Genomic DNA, 15,513 nt, shown 5'->3' on the forward strand with positions numbered 1-15,513 from the left:
GGCGTTCCCCCTCAGATGGCGCGCCGGCCCGCGAAGGCTCGCCCCAGCGTAACCTCGTCGGCGTACTCCAGGTCGCCGCCTACGGGCAAACCGCTCGCCAGCGCCGTCACCTTCACCGGCAGGTCCCGCAGCTCCTCGGCTATGAACATGGCGGTCGCCTCCCCGGTGGTGTTGGGGTTGGTGGCGAGGATTATCTCCTGCGTCCCCTCCCGCCTGACGCGCTCGAGCAGCTCGGCTATGCGCAGGTCCTCGGGCTCCATGCCGTCCAGCGGCGAGAGCGCACCGCCCAGGACGTGGTAGAGCCCCCAGTACTCGGCCGTGCGCTCGATCGGACCGATATCGTAAGGGTCCTCGACGACGCAGATGATCGAGGCATCCCGCCGGGGGTCGGTGCAGATCTCGCACTCCTCGCTCTCGGTCAGGTTGAAGCACCTCCGGCAGGGCTTTATGCGCTCCTTGACCTCCCTCAGCGCCTCGGCGAGCGCGTAGGCGTCCTCCGGCCGGCCACGGACGATGTGAAACGCTATGCGCTGGGCGCTCCGGGGCCCGATGGAGGGCAGCCTGGAGAGCTCGTTTATGAGCCGTTCTACCGGTCTGGCGTACCTGGCCAAAGCCCCTTAGAGCCCCGGTATCCCCAGATCGCCCAGACCGCCGGTGATGCCCCCGAGCTTCTGCTGGGCCAGCTCCTGCGCGCTGTTCAGCGCCTCGTTGACGGCCGCCAGGATCATGTCCTGCAGCATCTCCACGTCCTCCGGGTCCACCACGTCGGGATCTATCTCGATGGAGACCAGCTCCATGCCACCGGTCATGGTGGCCTTGACCGCGCCGCCACCGGCCGAGGCGGTCACGGTCTCGTTCTTCAGCTCTTCCTGAGCCTTCTGCATCTCGGCCTGCATCTTCTGGACCTGCTGCATCATCTTCTGCATGTTCCTGCGACCCATCGGGGTATCACCTGCCTCCGTTCCGTTCGCTTCCCAGCGCGTCCCGCAGCATCTCGACGGCCTCCTGCGGGCTCTGGATTATATCATCGCCCTCTCGCCGCCCCTCGGGCTCCGCCCGGGACGGCTCCGGGCCGGGCGGCGGGGTCTGCGGCGGCTCCCGCCGGGGCTCAACCCGGACCCGCTCCGGCCCCTCTTCCGCAGGAGGGCGCGGCCCGCTCCTCCGGCCATCCTCCGCAACACTGCACCGGACCCTGACCTTCTCCCCGAACCGATCCTCTAGCACGCTCCCCAGAGCCTCCGCGTGCCGCCCGCTCTCCCCCAGCCTGACGTAGAAGGCCTGCTCCTTCGGGAAGGCCACCTCCAGCGTGCCGGCCTCGTACCTCACGGGACGGCCCTCCTGAAACACGGCCGCCGTCGGCACCTGCCGCCGGTCCCTGAGATCCTGCAGTACCGCCTGCCACCCGGAGACGAACCGCTCCAGCCCGCCCTCAGCCGCTCCGGAACCTGGAGAGCCGGATTCCGGAGCGGCCTCAGCCCGCTCTTCCGGGGGGCGCTCGCGCGGAGCGGCCGGCGCTGCACCGCTCTCCACCGCCTTCTCCAGCCGCTCCAGACGCAGCAGCAGGCCCTCGACCGAGGGCTCCACATAATCCCGCGCGAGCTTCAGGAAGGCCAGCTCCAGTTCCAGCCGCGGGCCGCCGCCGCGCCTGATGCGCCCGGCGGTCTCCCCGAGCGTCTCGATAATCCGGACCACCTCCGAGGCCGGCACGCGCCGCGCCTGCTCCTCCAGCGTCGCCCTCTCCTCACCCCCGACCTCGGCCAGCGCTACTTCCGGCGCGTGCGGCAGCAGCATCAGCCGCTTGCAGTGCGCGAGCAGGTCCTGCAGGAACTGCCCGGGGTCCCGGCCCTCGCGCGAGATCCGGTCTACCACGCGCAGGGCGTCCCCGGCCCGGCGCTCGTTCAGCGCATCCACCGTCTCCAGCAGCACCTCCGGGCCGACGCTGCCCAGAAGCTCCCGCACCTGCGCCGCCGTCACCGGCCCCTCGGCGAAAGATGCCAGCTGGTCCAGCAGCCCTTCGGCGTCCCGGAACGAGCCGTTCCCGGCGCGCGCGATCGCGGCCAGCGCCTCCGGCTCGGCCTCGATGCCTTCGGCAGCGGCGATCTCCTCAAGCTTCTCAACCAGCGTGTCCACCCCCGGCCGCCGGAAGTCGAAGCTCTGGCACCGGCTCACGATGGTGGGCAGGACTTTGTGCTTCTCGGTGGTGGCGAGAACGAAGACCACGTGCTCCGGAGGCTCCTCCAGCATCTTGAGCAGCGCGTTGAACGCCTCGGTGGTGAGCATGTGGACCTCATCGATTATGTAGACCTTCTTCCGCCCCTGCGCGGGCGCCAGGTTCACCCGATCCCGCAGCTCCCGGATCTCGTCTATCCCCCGGTTGGAGGCGGCGTCCATCTCCAGCACATCCACCGAAGAGTTGTTGACGACGGCCCGGCAACTCGCGCATTCACCGCACGGCTCGGGCGTCGGCCCCCGCTCGCAGTTGAGCCCCATCGCGAGCACCTTGGCCGTGCTCGTCTTGCCCGTCCCGCGCGGTCCCGCGAACAGGTAGGCGTGCGCCACTTTGCCGGTCTCGATCGCCCGCCGCAGCGTGCGCACGACGGGCTCCTGGCCCACGATCTGGCCGAACCTCCGGGGGCGCCATCTGCGGTAGAGAGAGACGTGGTCCATCTACAGAGGGCTCCTGTGCTCCCGCATATCCACGCTCACAGTATAAAAGAGCACCCCCGCCTTTAAGAGACCGAAAAAGTGCCGCGCACCCCGCCGTCGACGAACCCGGACCCGGCGAACTTCCGGCTGCCGGCTCCGGCCGGGCCGCCCCGGTGCACATGAGGTTACCCGCTTAGTGCTGCTACCTCCCGGTCCTGACACGGTTCACGGGGCCTCATTGCCCGGGACCCAACCATCAACGCCGGCGACACCGGCTTCTACCGAACCCGGACCGCCTCGGGCGGGGATCTAGGCCCTGCTGAGGCGATCGCAGGTACAGGGCATCGCCAGCTCCCCGCTTAGCGCGGCACCCCCGATTCTACCAGCGAACAGGCAAAATGAAAGCCGGAAGACAGATATTCCCCCTCCTTCCGCCCCCACCTGCCTCTCGTCCGCTAACCGGCGGCTCCCGCCGTTGGACTCCAACAGCTCCACCACACCTCAATCCCATCACAACACCCGGTAGACGCCAGCTCCCCGACTCCAATCTCCCGCCCATACAGTTGCTAATGTCTATTATTTATTTGCCTCTGTCAATTAAATAGAGTAAACTTTGCGTAAAGGAGGAGGTAGAAGATGCAGCAGGAAGAGTTTGGGGCGAGGGTTGAGGCCGTCCGGCGCTTCAACCGTTTCTTCACCCGCCACATCGGGGTCTTGCGCGAGGGACTCCTGCACAGCCCCTACTCTCTCACCGAGGTCCGCATCCTGTTCGAGATCGCCAACCGCGACGAGGTCACCGCGACCGATCTCTCGCGCGAGCTGGGGTTGGATCCGGGCTACCTCAGCCGCACCCTGGCACGTCTGCGGCAGCAAGGTCTCATCGAGAAGACCCCTTCGGAGAGTGACGCCCGCCGCCGGCTCCTCTCTCTCACTCCTGAAGGCAGAGAGGAATTCTCCCTGCTAGATAAGCTCGCCAGCGAGGAGGTGGCCGAGATGCTCAGGGATCTCTCCGAGGGGGATCAGAGACGCCTCCTCGAAGCCATGCGGACCATCGAGGAGATCCTCGCCGGGAGCAAGGCCTTCAAGTTCTCGGAGCCCTTCTACCTGCGCCCGCCCGAACCCGGAGACATGGGCTGGGTGGTTCACCGGCACGGCGTTCTCTACGCCCAGGAGTACGGTTGGGACGAGCGCTTCGAGGCTTTGGTGGCCCGGATCGTCGCCGACTTCATCAACAACTTCGATCCGCAGAAAGAACGCTGCTGGATCGCGGAGATGGAAGGCGAGGTCGCCGGCTGCGTCTTTCTGGTTAAAGAGAGCGAGACGATCGCCAAGCTAAGATTGCTCCTGGTCGAACCCGGGGCGCGGGGTCTGGGCCTGGGAAGCCGCCTCGTCCAGGAGTGCATCCGTTTCGCCAAAAGCCGCAGCTACAAAAAGCTCACACTCTGGACCAACAGCGTGCTGGAGGCAGCTCGACACATCTACGAGAAACACGGGTTCGAGCTCGCCAAAGAAGAAGAGCACCACAGCTTCGGGCACAGGCTCACCGGAGAGTACTGGGAACTTGAGCTCTGAAGCAGTAAGAGCGGAGAGGGTGGGATTCGAACCCACGAGGCGGCTACAAACCGCCTACGCGATTTCCAGTCGCGCTCCTTAGGCCAGCTCGGACACCTCTCCGCGCGAGTACAGAGTTTACCAGAGATCAAACCCCGGCGAGAGCGGAGAGGGAGGGATTCGAACCCTCGGTGCCGGGGTAACCGACACAACGGTTTTCGAGACCGCCGCATTCGTCCGCTCTGCCACCTCTCCGGCCGAGAGTGTAACCGCTGCCCCCGGTCCCTTCAAGCACGCCCTCCCGACCCGAACACTTTGGGTTCAGGGTGCTCCGAAACCGGAGAGGCAAACACGCCTCCCCGCAAGCACTCCCACCCAAAAAGACGGGCGGCGGGCTACACGTGTAGCCCGCCGCATCTCCAACCCTGTAAATAAGGGTTAGCTACACTTGGAGTAGCCGCAGGAGTGACAGACCACGCAGCCCTCCTGGCGCGTCAAGCCGCTGCCGCATTCGGGGCAGGCCCCGATGACCGGCAGCTTGCTCTCCTCTGCGACCGCGTTCTCTTCGATGAGGTAGTGCTCGGCCATGGCCTTTGCGACGCCGTCGGGCACCGAGAGCACGGCATTGGGGCCGACTCCGGCCGGGTGACCGTCCTGGATACCCCGCAGCTGGTGTACGATCTCTGCGGGTGTGGCTCCATGGGTCATGGCGAGCGAGATCATGCGCCCCAGGGCGTCGGAGAAGGCGGCGGCGGTGCCGCCCGGCTTGCCCAGGACCACGAAGCACTCGCGCGGGCCAAACTCATCGTCGTTCATCGTGACGTAGAGCGGGCCGTGACCGGTCCTGACCTTCTTAGTCACTCCGGAGAGGGTGCGCGGCCGGCCGTTGCGGGCCTCGGCCAGGGAGACGTGCTTGACCTGTGGCTCGTGGGAGCTCTTCTCGGTCTTGCCCGTGCTGAGAACCTGGGCCTCTCTTGATCCGTCACGGTAGACGGCGATGCCCTTGCAGCCGGTCTTGTAGGCCAGCATGTAGGCCTCGCCCACGTCCTCCGGCGTGGCTTCGTTGGGCAGGTTGATCGTCTTCGAGATACCCATCGAGGTGTACTTCTGGAAGGCCGCCTGCATCCTGACGTGCCACTCGGGCGTGATGTCGTGGGAGGTGACCCACACCCGGCGCACGTCTTCAGGCACCTCGGGGATCTCGCGCACGCTGCCGTGCTCGGCCACCTTCTGCATCAGTTCCTCGGAGTAGAAGCCCCGCTCCTTTGCGAGCCTCACGAACTCGGGGTTTACGTCCGGCAGCTCCATGTCCGCCTGCCGCCGCATGAACGCCACGGCGAACAGGGGTTCTATGCCGCCCGAGCAGCCCGCGATGATCGAGATCGTGCCCGTAGGGGCTATGGTGGTAACGGTGGCGTTGCGCACCCTGTCGCCTCTGGCCTCGTGCAGCGAGCCCTCGTAGTTGGCGAACACTCCGCGCTCCTCGGCCAGCTTGCGGGAGGCCTCCCACGCCTCGTCATCGATGAACTTCATCACCCTCTCGGCGAAGGCGAGGCCCTCCTCCGAGTCGTAGGTGATGCCGAGCTTGATCAGGGCGTCGGCAAAGCCCATAACCCCGAGCCCGATGCGGCGGTTGCCCTTGCTCATCTGCTCGATCTCGGGCAGCGGGTAGTTGTTCATCTCGATCACGTTGTCCAGGAAGCGGACCGCCGTGTGCACCGCCTCGCGCAGATCCTCCCAGTCGACATGGGTGGAGCCGGCCGTGTTGCCGTCCGCCAGAGAGGCCCGCTCCCCACTGGAGGTCCTGACGAACCGCTCCAGGTTGATCGACCCCAGATTGCACGAGTCGTAGGGAGGCAGGTGCGCCTCCGAACAGGGGTTCGTGGACTCTATGGGAAACTGCGGCGTGGGGTTTGTGGCGTTGATCCGGTCTATGAAGATCACACCCGGCTCGCCGTTCAACCACGCCCCCTCAACGATCTTCCGGAAGAGGTCGCGGGCCCGCACGGTTCTCACGACCTCGCCGTTCCTGGGGTTCACCAGACCGAAGTCATCGTCCCCGTCCACAGCCTCCATGAACTCGTCGGTGATCGCGACCGAGATGTTGAAGTTGTTTATCTTCTCGTTGTCGCGCTTGCACTCTATGAACTCCTCGATGTCCGGGTGGTCCACCCGGAGGATGCCCATGTTCGCCCCCCTCCGAGTGCCTCCCTGCTTGATCTTGTCGGTCGAAGCGTCGTAGATGCTCATGAATGAAACCGGCCCGCTGGAGACGCCCATCGTGCTCTTCACGATGTCGTTCTTGGGCCTCAGACGCGAGAAGGCAAACCCCGTCCCGCCCCCGCTCTTGTGGATGATGGCCTGGTGCTTGAGCGTGTCGTAGATGCCGTCGATCGAATCCTCAACCGGCAGGACGAAGCACGCCGAGAGCTGCTGCAGCTCCCTGCCGGCGTTCATGAGCGTGGGCGAATTGGGCATGAAGCGCCTATCAAGCATCAGCTGGAGAAACTTCTCGCTCCACTCCTCGTAGAGCCTCCGGCCCTCCTCACCCTCCTTGAAGCACAACTCCCCCTCGGCGATGTTGGACGCCACCCGGCGGAACATGTCTATCGGTTCCTCGATGGCCTCGCCCCGCTCGTTCTTCTTCAGATAGCGCTTCTTCAAAATCGCCAGCGCGTTGTCCGTGAGCTCAATGTCCGTAAGCCGCTCTCTCCGCTTCTGCTCCATTCGCTTCTCCCCTACCTCCCGTTTGTCGCGTTCGAGCCCGCAAGCTTGACCAGCTCCGAGCGAAACTGATCCACATCCGTGTACTGCCGGTAGACCGAGGCGAACCGCATGTACGCCACCATGTCCAACTTCCTGAGCCGCAACAGAGCCATCTCCCCTATGCGCCGCGAAGTGACCTCATGACGCCGCCGCTCCCGCAACCCCGCCTCTATCTCATCAACGATCTCCTCAATCTCTTCCTCCCCTATCCCCCGCTTGGTACAGGCCTTCATCAAACCCGCCCGGAGCTTCTCCCGCCGGAACGGCTCCCGCCCACCATCGCGCTTCACAACCGTAAGCCGTAACGGCTCCCGGCGCTCGTACGTGGTGAAACGCTCGCCACAACTCAGACACTCCCGCCGCCTCCGTACAGCGTCCTTGGACTCGGAAAGACGCGAGTCTATTACTTTGGTATCCTCAAAGTCACAGTAAGGACAGCGCATCTCAAGAACTCCAGGCCCTCTCCTCAACACCACATCTGGTACGGGAAAAACCTAACACACCACATTTTGGAATCCAATAGCCAGTATTTAACCCTTTTGTTCAACTTAACGTACCGCCAGCGCTCCACATCCCCATTTCTTAGCCGACTTCAGCCCTGCGGAACCCGGCGAAAATTTTTTCGCGAATTTTTTTCACCTGTACCAGATCTCGAGAAATCTCCAGCAAAACGAATACCTTTATCTGAAGGAGAGACGAATACCTGAAGCCGTGGTTTATGAATGCCGAACACCACGCCTATACATTGTACTATAACTTCAGGTTTAGTATCTATCTGTTTCTATGTGTTTTGCGGCGGGTACGGAAGAAGCTCTGCAGGAGGTCGGCGGCTTCTTTCTGGAGTACGCCGGGGGTTACGGGGAAGGTGTGGTTGAGACGGGAGTCTCCCGGGAGGTTGTGGAGGGTTCCGGCGAAGCCGGCTTTGGGGTCTGGGGCTCCGTAGACCAGGCGTGAGATGCGGGCGGCGTGGGCGGCTCCGGCGCACATGGGGCAGGGTTCGAGGGTGGAGTAGAGGGTGCAGCCGGCCAGCCGCCATCCGCCGAGCTTCTCCGCGGCGCGCCGGATGGCGAGCAGTTCGGCGTGGGCTGTGGGGTCTCCGGTGGTCTCCCGTTCGTTGGAGGCGACCGCGAGTATCTCTCTGCCGCGCACCACGACGGCGCCGACGGGGACTTCGCCCCGTTCGGCGGCCCGGCGGGCGGCCTCCAGGGCGAGCTGCATCATCTCCGTGTCGAGGGGCTCGCTCACGGGGCTTTCTTCCGGACTTCGCCGCCGGGGGAGGAACCGTTTCGGGGTGCCGGCACCTGCAGCAACCCGGCGGTCTCGCGGACGAGCTCCTGCGCCACGGGCCGGTTCAGAGAGTAGAAGGACCACCGGCCGCGCTTCTCCTCCCTTACCAGGCCGGCCTCCTTCAGCCTGCCGAGGTGGTAGGAGACCTTCGACTGGGCCATTCCGAAGTAGGTCACGAACTCGCAGACGCAGATGCCGTCGCCCTCACCCCGGGCCGGGACCCCACCGCCGGCGAAGCCGCAGCAGCCCCGGCCGGCGGCCATCATAGCGAGCATCCGCACCCGGATGGGGTCCGAGATCGCGCGCCCGAGCGCGACGAGCTTTTCGACCCGCTCCTCGGGCATGATCGGCGCTTCCGCCACGGCTACTCCGGCTTCCGGGCCCGGACGAACGCGCTGGCGATGGAGACTCCGCCGTCCCCGCAGCAAGCGCCCCCGGCAGAGTACGTCCGGGTCTTCTCGATGGAGACGTCCAAGAACCCCGCAGCCTCCAGCTTCTCCCGGTATTCACCCTCCGAAAGGGCCCCGGAGATGCAACCGGCCCAGAGCTCGGCCCGCCACCGGGCCTCCCCGGGGAAGGCGCTCTTCTCGCCGGGGAACACCATGTCATAGACCGCGAACCGTCCCCCGGGCCTGAGCACCCTGTAAGCTTCGGCGAGCGCCCGGTCCTTGTCGGTGGAGAGGTTGATAACGCAGTTGCTGATCACGACATCCACGCTCCCGCCGGGCAGGGGTATGTCCTCTATCTCTCCCTTTAGGAACTCCGCGTTCTCCACCCCGGCCTCCAGCTGATGCCGGCGGGCGAGCTTCAGCATCTCCTCGGTCATGTCCAGCCCGTAAGCCTTCCCGCCGGGAGCGACCCGCCGGGCCGAGAGCAGCACGTCCAGCCCTCCCCCGCTGCCCAGATCCAGGACCACCTCCCCCGGCGCAAGCTCCGCCAGAGCCACCGGGTTCCCGCACCCCAGCGAAGCCCCGGCGGCCTCCGGCATCCCAGACACCTCTTCCGGCGAGTAGGCGCCGGCCGTGAGGTCTGCACCACAAGCCCCCTCGCCAGAGCCGCAGCAACCACCGCTCCTCACCCCCTGAGCCGCACCCGAATACTTCTTCCGGACGAGATCCCTCAACTCATCACCCATGAGCAATGCACCGCCCCTCGGCAACCGCATATATGACCTGGCCAACTTATATCAACTTATCTTGATATGTCAAGACAAAGGCTCCCGGGGGGCTCCCGGGAGCCTTTGGAGAGGTGGGACTGGCTAATGAGGGACGGTCTGTCCGCCGTTGACGGCGGCCCACTGGCGGGCGGGGAGGCCCCAGAGGGTGATAAAGCCTGCTGCGGCGGATTCGTCGAAGGTGCTATTAGGGTCGTAGGTTGCGAGCTCTTTGTTGTAGAGGGCCCGGGGAGCGGAGCGGCCGGCGACGGTGCTGGAGCCCTTGTAGAGCTTGAGGCGCACGGTTCCGGTGACGGTCTTCTGGGTCTCCTCGACGAAGGCGTCGAGGGCGGACTTGAGCGGGGTGAACCAGAGGCCGTCGTAGGTGAGTTCGGCGTAGCGCTGCTCCACTTGCGCTTTGAAGCGCAGCACGTCTTTGGTGAGGGTGAGGGATTCCAGTTCTCTATGGGCTTGGATGATGGTGAGGGCTGCGGGGGCTTCGTAGATCTCGCGGCTCTTGATACCGACCAGCCGGTCCTCGATCATGTCTATGCGGCCCACGCCGTGTGCTCCGGCCTGTGCATTGAGCGCCCCGATAAGCTCGGCGAGCTCCAGTTCCTCGCCGTTCAGCGCGGTAGGAAGCCCTTCCTCGAAGGAGATCTCGACGTACTCCGGCTCGTCCGGGGCCGCTTCGGGGGCGGTGGTCAGCTCGAAGACGTCCTCGGCCGGTTCGTGGTCCGGGTCTTCGAGCGGCCCGGCCTCGATGGAGCGTCCCCAGAGGTTGGCGTCAACGCTGTAGGGCGACTCTTTGGTCACCGGGACCGGGATGCCGTGTCTCTTCGCGTACTCGATCTCCTCCGGACGGCTCATGTTCCAGTCCCGTACCGGAGCGACGACCTTCAGGTCCGGTGCGATGGAGGCCGTGGTCACGTCGAAGCGGACCTGGTCGTTGCCCTTGCCCGTCGAGCCGTGGGCGATGTGCGTCGCCCCCACCTCGCGTGCCGCCTCCACCAGCTTCTTAGCGATGAGCGGGCGGCCCAGGGCGGTGAAGAGCGGGTACTTCCCGCCGTAGAGGGCGTTGGCTTTGATAGCGGGGGCTATATACTCGGCGGCGAACTCCTCCCTCGCGTCGCGCACGAAAGCTCCGGCCGCGCCGATCCGCAGCGCCTTCGCCTCCACGTCCTGCGCGCTCTCGCCCTGTCCCAGATCCAGGTACAGCGCATACGGTTCCGCCCCCTGCTCCCGGAACCACTTCAGGCAGACCGAGGTATCCAGCCCGCCCGAGTAGGAGAGCACCACCTTTACTCCGTCCAGCATCACCCCCTCCGTCACTCGATGCTCCCCGCCGGGCGGGTCCTGGCCCGGCAGACGTCGGCGATGAGGTTCGCCACCTCTTCTGCGGCCCCGCTGTCCGGGGCCACGCCCATCACGGTGTCCTGCCCGGCAATGGTGCCGACAAGCCTGAGCCCCCGCACGCGGTCCAGCACGTTGGAGACGGCGCCGGCGGTCCCGTCGCGGGTGTGGATGACGACGATGTTCTGCGCCGGGGTCACGCCGAGCACGAAGCTGGGCAAAACCTCTATGCCCGCGGAGCCCGGCTCGTGCGGCAGCGCAAGATACCGGCTGCCCACCTTCAGCACCCCGAGCTCGGCCAGATCCCGGCTGACGGTCGCCTGCGCGACCTCCACCCCCACGTCCTTCAGGGCCTCGATCAGCTCTTGCTGGGTACCCACCTCCCGCTCGGAGATGACCCCGAGTATGAGATCCTGCCTGGTCTGTTTGTCCACGGAAGATAGCGTCACTCCCACTCTGCCTCCTTACACCAGATGTTCGAGCCCGAGCTCCTCCGAATACCCGAGCGCCAGGTTCATGTTCTGCACCGCAGCCCCCGCCGCACCCTTGAGCAGGTTGTCCACCGCGGCGAAGAGCAGCAGCTTCCCGGCCCGCCGGTCTGCCGCTGCCGAGAGCCGGACGCGGTTAGTGTTGGCGACGTGCGAGATCTCGGGGTACCGCTCCGCCGCGCTCACGAACTTCCAGCCCGCATAGTCCTCCCCATACCAGCCCAGAACCTCGGCCGCGTCCGGAAGCTCCGGCGCGTCTACGACGATCGTCTCCAGAATGCCCCGCGTCACCGGGATGAGGTGCGGCACGAATGTAACGGCGGCCGGGATCTCCCCCACCGCCCCGAGCGCCGACTCTATCTCCGGCGTGTGCCGGTGCCGCGGCGTACCGTACGCCGCCGCACTCTCGTTGACGCTCACGAAGTGCGTCTTCGCGCTCGGCTTCGCCCCGGCCCCACTCACGCCCGAGAGCGCGCTCACGACCACCGAACCGGCCCGCAACCGCCTCACCACCGGCGCTAGCGCCAAGATCGCCGCCGTGGGGTAGCAGCCGGGGTTGGCTACCAGCCGCCCCTCCGCAACCCCGAACACCTCCGGCAGACCGTAGTGCGCCTCCGCCAGCAGCTCCGGCGCAGGATGCTCTGTACCGTACCACTCCCCGTACATCCCGGCGTCCGGCAGCCGGAAGTCGGCCGAGAGATCCACGACCAGCCGAATCCCCCGCTCCAGCAACCCCGGCACAACCGCCGCACTCTCCCCGTGCGGGTAGGCGACGAACGCAACGTCCAGCTCCGCCGCATCGAGAGCTTCCGGCCCTACGAACTCCCCGTCCCATCCCAGCTGCGGATAAACCTCCCCGGCCCGGCACCCGGCATACCCCCGCGACCCGACCAGCAGGCTCCCCACCTCCGGGTGCCCGGAGAGCAACCGTACCAGCTCCACTCCCGCATACCCGCTGCCACCGTATATCCCAACGCTAAGTCCCATGCCCGGTATTAGACCATCTCCCCGATAAATATTCAAATATTTGAATAAAAAGGTTGATCATCCGGTCTGCGCATGCGAGAATACGGCACCTGAAGACCGGACATGTGGCTATACAAAGAGAGTTTTGGAGATCACCGATAAAAATTCAGTACATGGAATAGAAGCTCGCGGCGGGGTGACTGCGCCGGAGGGTTTTCTAGCCGCCGGGGTGAGCTGTGGCGTCCGGCGGAAGGGGCTCCGGGACGTGGGGCTGCTGTATACGCCGAGCGAGCGGACCGCGGCGGCGGCCGTCTACACGACGAACGTGGTAAAGGCCGCTCCTGTGCGGGTAGCGCGGGAGGCCGTGGAGGCCGCAGAGGTGCGGGCGCTGGTCGTGAACAGCGGCAACGCCAACGCGGCCACCGGCGAGCGGGGGCTGCGGGATGCCTATGAGATGCAGCGGCTGGCGGCTGAGGAGCTCGGGCTCGCGCCCCGGCAGGTAGTCGTGGCGTCTACGGGTGTGATCGGGGAGTATCTGCCGGTAGATCGGGTCGGGTCCGGCATCCGGGAGGCGGCGGCGAGCCTGAGCCGGGATGGGAGATCTTTCGCAGAGGCCATCCTGACCACCGACACCTGCACCAAGGAGGCCGTGGCGCGGGTGGAGATCGGGGGAGCGACCGTCACCGTCGGGGGCACCGCCAAGGGGAGCGGCATGATCCACCCCGACATGGCGACCATGCTGGCGTTTATCACCACTGACGCCGCGGTGGAGCGGGAGTGTCTGGAGGCGACCGTCCGGCGGGCTGCGGACCGGACCTTCAACCGGATCACGGTCGACGGCGACACCTCCACCAACGACATGGTGCTGCTGCTCGCCAATGGCGTGGCGGCGAACGAGCCCGTGACCCTGGGCGCTCCGGAGTATCCGGTGTTCTACGCGGCAGTCGAGGATGTCATGCGGGAGCTGGCCAGGCAGATAGCACGCGACGGCGAGGGCGCCACCCGGCTGCTGGAGGTGGTGGTGGAAGGCGCGCCGGACGAGGGTGCGGCGGCGGCGCTCGCGCGGTCCGTTGCGGGAAGCAGCCTCGTCAAGGCGGCGGTCTTCGGGGAGGACGCCAACTGGGGCCGGGTGCTCTGCGCGATGGGATATGCGGGGGTGGGCTTCGATCCGGAGAGCACCCGCATCTCCTTCGGGCCGGTGGAGGTCTTCGCGGCCGGAGCCCCCGTTCCTCACGACGTGGAGGCGGCGAACGCGGCGCTCGCGGGCGACGAGGTGTACATAACCGCCAGCGTGGGCGAGGGGCCCGGAGCGGCGACGGCCTGGGGCTGCGACCTCACCTACGAGTACGTCAGGATCAACGGGGATTACCGGACGTGAAGCCGGTCGTGGTCAAGGTCGGGGGCGGAGCCATCTCCGGCAGCGCGCTGGAAGATCTGAGGGACGTGACCTCCGGGGGTTGGCCGGTGGCGCTGGTGCACGGCGGCGGCGCGCAGCTCACGCAGATGCTCGCCGCGCTGGAGATCCCGACCCGCTTCCGCGAGGGAATGCGGGTAACCGACGAGCGGACGGTCGAGGTTGCGGAGATGGTCTTCGCCGGGCGGGTCAACAAGGAGCTGGCGCGCGGGCTGCAGGAGCTCGGGATACCTGCGGTCGGGATCTCCGGCACCGATGGACCGACGCTGCTGGTGCGGCCCGTCGAGGCACTCGGCCGGGTCGGGGAGGTGGAGCGGGTAGAGCCACAGCTGGTGCGGACGCTCTGGAGCGGAGGCTTCGTGCCGGTCGTGGCTCCGCTGGGACTCGGGCCGGAGGGCGCGTACAACGTAAACGGCGACGCGGCCGCCGCAGCGCTCGCCACCGGGCTGGAGGCCGGGCACCTGTTCCTGCTCACGGACGTAGACGGACTCCTCAGAGACGGCGAGGTGGTACCCGGGATCACCCCGGAAGACTGCGAGCACTACGTGCGCAACGGGCTCGCCGTGAAGGGCATGATCCCCAAGCTGCGAGCCGCTCGTGCAGCGGCGCAGAGGGGGGTTCAGGTCAGGATACTGAACGGCAACAGGCCCGGCGCGCTGAAGAGGGCGCTCGCCGGGGAGCAGGTAGGGACGCTGGTATCTGAAAGGGTGGTCGCATGAAGTCCGTGATGGAGACATACAAACGGCTCAACATAGCTCCGGAGCGGGGCCGGGGCAGCTGGCTCTTCGACGCTGAGGGCCGCGGATACCTGGACTTCATCTCGGGCCTCGCCACCAACACCCTGGGGCACGCGCACCCCGGGCTGGTCGAGGCCGTCCAGCAGCAGGCGGCGGCCCTGATCCACTGCTCCAACCTGTACGAGATCCCGCTCCAGGCCGAGGTGGCGGATTTGCTGACCGGTCTGACGGACTTCGACCGGGTCTTCTTCTGCAACTCCGGGACCGAGGCCAACGAGGCGGCCATCAAGCTCGCCCGCAAGCACGCCGCCACCCGCCACGGCCCGGAGAAGCACGAGATCCTGACCTTCACCTCCTCCTTCCACGGGCGCACCTACGGCGGGCTTACCGCTACCGCTCAGACCAAGTTCCACGCGGGCTTCGGCCCCATGCTCCCCGGGTTTAAGTACGCGCCGTTCGGCGACCTGGAGGCCGCGAAAGAAGCGATGGGCGGCAGGACCGCCGCGGTGCTGGTCGAGCCGGTGCAGGGTGAGGGCGGCGTCAACGTCCCGTCGGAGGGCTTCCTGCAGGGCCTGAGGGAGCTGTGCGACGCGCACGGTGCGCTGCTCATCTTCGACGAGGTGCAGACCGGCGTCGGCCGGACGGGCCACCTCTTCGCCTATCAGGGGGCGGGCGTCGTGCCGGATGCCATAACCAGCGCCAAGGGCCTGGGCGGCGGCGTCCCGGTCGGGGCGCTGCTGGTCAAAGAGGAGTGCGCAGCTCTCGGTCCCGGCGATCACGGCTGCACCTTCGGCGGCAACCCGCTCGCGATGGCTGCGGCGAAGGTCGTGCTGGAGACCGTCTCCGAGCCCGCCTTCCTAGAGGAGGTCAGGTTCAAGGGCAAGGTGCTCCGGAGCGCGCTCGAGACGCTGGCGGCGCGCTTCCCGGACGCGGAGGTGCGCGGGGCCGGACTGCTCCTGGGACTGGATCTCGGCCCGGAGGCCGCGCCGGAGGTCTTCCAGAAGTGTCTGGAGCAGGGCGTGCTGGTGAACCTCGTCGGCGGCAGAACCATCAGGATCGCGCCCCCGCTCACCGTGACCCGTTCCGAGATAAGACAGGGTCTGGACGCCCTGCGGCGGGCCGCGGGCGTCCCCGCCCGGGCCGTCGCCTAGA

General features: G+C 66.5%; 15 protein-coding genes, 2 tRNA genes and 1 other RNA gene. 4 read left to right on the plus strand and 14 right to left on the minus strand.

Annotated elements, in window-relative coordinates; translation table 11 throughout:
- Positions 1-11: 11 nt before the first annotated feature.
- The 4 genes from recR to ffs form a co-directional block, all read right to left on the minus strand.
- Positions 12-611, minus strand: a complete 600-nt coding sequence (gene recR / locus E0L93_RS09245) for a recombination mediator RecR (RefSeq protein WP_132691169.1) — start codon at positions 609-611, stop codon at positions 12-14.
- Positions 612-617: 6 nt separating this feature from the next.
- The gene (locus E0L93_RS09250; protein WP_132691171.1) at positions 618-941 is read right to left on the minus strand and encodes a YbaB/EbfC family nucleoid-associated protein; all 324 of its coding nucleotides are present in this window, start codon (positions 939-941) and stop codon (positions 618-620) included.
- 7 nt (positions 942-948) lie between these two features.
- Entirely contained in the window at positions 949-2,667 is a 1,719-nt protein-coding gene (gene dnaX / locus E0L93_RS16100) for a DNA polymerase III subunit gamma/tau (protein WP_132691173.1), read from the minus strand.
- Positions 2,668-2,748: 81 nt separating this feature from the next.
- Positions 2,749-3,014: signal recognition particle sRNA large type (ffs, locus tag E0L93_RS09260), an RNA gene on the minus strand.
- 268 nt (positions 3,015-3,282) lie between these two features.
- Here ffs and E0L93_RS09265 point away from each other — a divergent pair.
- Entirely contained in the window at positions 3,283-4,218 is a 936-nt protein-coding gene (locus E0L93_RS09265) for a bifunctional helix-turn-helix transcriptional regulator/GNAT family N-acetyltransferase (RefSeq protein WP_132691175.1), read from the plus strand.
- 11 nt (positions 4,219-4,229) lie between these two features.
- Here E0L93_RS09265 and E0L93_RS09270 read toward each other — a convergent pair.
- The 10 genes from E0L93_RS09270 to argC form a co-directional block, all read right to left on the minus strand.
- Positions 4,230-4,320 (minus strand) — tRNA-Ser (locus E0L93_RS09270).
- A gap of 42 nt (positions 4,321-4,362) precedes the next feature.
- Positions 4,363-4,452: transfer RNA gene (locus tag E0L93_RS09275), tRNA-Ser, on the minus strand.
- Between the two features lie 183 nt (positions 4,453-4,635).
- Positions 4,636-6,924, minus strand: a complete 2,289-nt coding sequence (locus E0L93_RS09280; RefSeq protein ID WP_132691177.1) for a vitamin B12-dependent ribonucleotide reductase — start codon at positions 6,922-6,924, stop codon at positions 4,636-4,638.
- Positions 6,925-6,935: 11 nt separating this feature from the next.
- A complete protein-coding gene (nrdR, locus tag E0L93_RS09285; RefSeq protein ID WP_132691354.1) occupies positions 6,936-7,406 on the minus strand; it encodes a transcriptional regulator NrdR in 471 nt (156 codons plus the stop codon).
- A gap of 328 nt (positions 7,407-7,734) precedes the next feature.
- Complete coding sequence (tadA, locus tag E0L93_RS09290) at positions 7,735-8,184, minus strand: tRNA adenosine(34) deaminase TadA (RefSeq protein WP_132691356.1); 450 nt, start codon at positions 8,182-8,184, stop codon at positions 7,735-7,737.
- Positions 8,185-8,204: 20 nt separating this feature from the next.
- Complete coding sequence (locus tag E0L93_RS09295; protein WP_207890398.1) at positions 8,205-8,612, minus strand: ArsR/SmtB family transcription factor; 408 nt, start codon at positions 8,610-8,612, stop codon at positions 8,205-8,207.
- A gap of 2 nt (positions 8,613-8,614) precedes the next feature.
- Positions 8,615-9,385 (minus strand): arsenite methyltransferase, encoded by a 771-nt coding sequence (gene arsM, locus E0L93_RS09300; RefSeq protein WP_132691179.1) that lies wholly within the window; start codon positions 9,383-9,385, stop codon positions 8,615-8,617.
- Between the two features lie 123 nt (positions 9,386-9,508).
- Positions 9,509-10,720, minus strand: a complete 1,212-nt coding sequence (locus E0L93_RS09305; protein ID WP_279387470.1) for an argininosuccinate synthase — start codon at positions 10,718-10,720, stop codon at positions 9,509-9,511.
- An 11-nt stretch (positions 10,721-10,731) separates the two neighbouring features.
- Positions 10,732-11,205: an arginine repressor gene (locus tag E0L93_RS09310; protein WP_165874276.1), complete on the minus strand. Its 474-nt coding sequence runs from the start codon at positions 11,203-11,205 to the stop codon at positions 10,732-10,734.
- Positions 11,206-11,220: 15 nt separating this feature from the next.
- The gene (gene argC, locus E0L93_RS09315; RefSeq protein ID WP_132691183.1) at positions 11,221-12,231 is read right to left on the minus strand and encodes an N-acetyl-gamma-glutamyl-phosphate reductase; all 1,011 of its coding nucleotides are present in this window, start codon (positions 12,229-12,231) and stop codon (positions 11,221-11,223) included.
- A 175-nt stretch (positions 12,232-12,406) separates the two neighbouring features.
- Between argC and argJ the strand changes: the two genes are divergently transcribed.
- From argJ to E0L93_RS09330, 3 genes are read left to right on the plus strand one after another with little or no spacing between them, the layout of a single operon-like run.
- The gene (gene argJ / locus E0L93_RS09320; protein WP_243638172.1) at positions 12,407-13,588 is read left to right on the plus strand and encodes a bifunctional glutamate N-acetyltransferase/amino-acid acetyltransferase ArgJ; all 1,182 of its coding nucleotides are present in this window, start codon (positions 12,407-12,409) and stop codon (positions 13,586-13,588) included.
- Positions 13,585-14,343, plus strand: coding sequence for an acetylglutamate kinase (gene argB, locus E0L93_RS15825; RefSeq protein ID WP_165874277.1), 759 nt, complete (start codon positions 13,585-13,587; stop codon positions 14,341-14,343). Before argJ ends, argB begins: the two co-directional genes overlap by 4 nt.
- On the plus strand, positions 14,340-15,512 hold the full coding sequence (locus tag E0L93_RS09330) for an aspartate aminotransferase family protein (RefSeq protein ID WP_132691187.1): 1,173 nt from the start codon (positions 14,340-14,342) through the stop codon (positions 15,510-15,512). Before argB ends, E0L93_RS09330 begins: the two co-directional genes overlap by 4 nt.
- Position 15,513 lies beyond the last annotated feature (1 nt).

The sequence above is a fragment of the Rubrobacter taiwanensis genome, from assembly GCF_004337705.1.
In the GTDB taxonomy this organism is placed as follows: Bacteria; Actinomycetota; Rubrobacteria; order Rubrobacterales; family Rubrobacteraceae; genus Rubrobacter_C; species Rubrobacter_C taiwanensis.

Coding starts and splice junctions, on each gene's coding strand:
- tadA (WP_132691356.1), bottom strand. CDS start 8,184: ATGATGCAGCTCGCCCTGGAGGCCGCCCGCCGGGCCGCCGAACGGGGC.
- E0L93_RS09280 (WP_132691177.1), bottom strand. CDS start 6,924: ATGGAGCAGAAGCGGAGAGAGCGGCTTACGGACATTGAGCTCACGGAC.
- E0L93_RS09305 (WP_279387470.1), bottom strand. CDS start 10,720: ATGCTGGACGGAGTAAAGGTGGTGCTCTCCTACTCGGGCGGGCTGGAT.
- E0L93_RS09265 (WP_132691175.1), top strand. CDS start 3,283: ATGCAGCAGGAAGAGTTTGGGGCGAGGGTTGAGGCCGTCCGGCGCTTC.
- E0L93_RS09330 (WP_132691187.1), top strand. CDS start 14,340: ATGAAGTCCGTGATGGAGACATACAAACGGCTCAACATAGCTCCGGAG.
- dnaX (WP_132691173.1), bottom strand. CDS start 2,667: ATGGACCACGTCTCTCTCTACCGCAGATGGCGCCCCCGGAGGTTCGGC.
- nrdR (WP_132691354.1), bottom strand. CDS start 7,406: ATGCGCTGTCCTTACTGTGACTTTGAGGATACCAAAGTAATAGACTCG.
- argC (WP_132691183.1), bottom strand. CDS start 12,231: ATGGGACTTAGCGTTGGGATATACGGTGGCAGCGGGTATGCGGGAGTG.
- E0L93_RS09250 (WP_132691171.1), bottom strand. CDS start 941: ATGGGTCGCAGGAACATGCAGAAGATGATGCAGCAGGTCCAGAAGATG.
- arsM (WP_132691179.1), bottom strand. CDS start 9,385: ATGGGTGATGAGTTGAGGGATCTCGTCCGGAAGAAGTATTCGGGTGCG.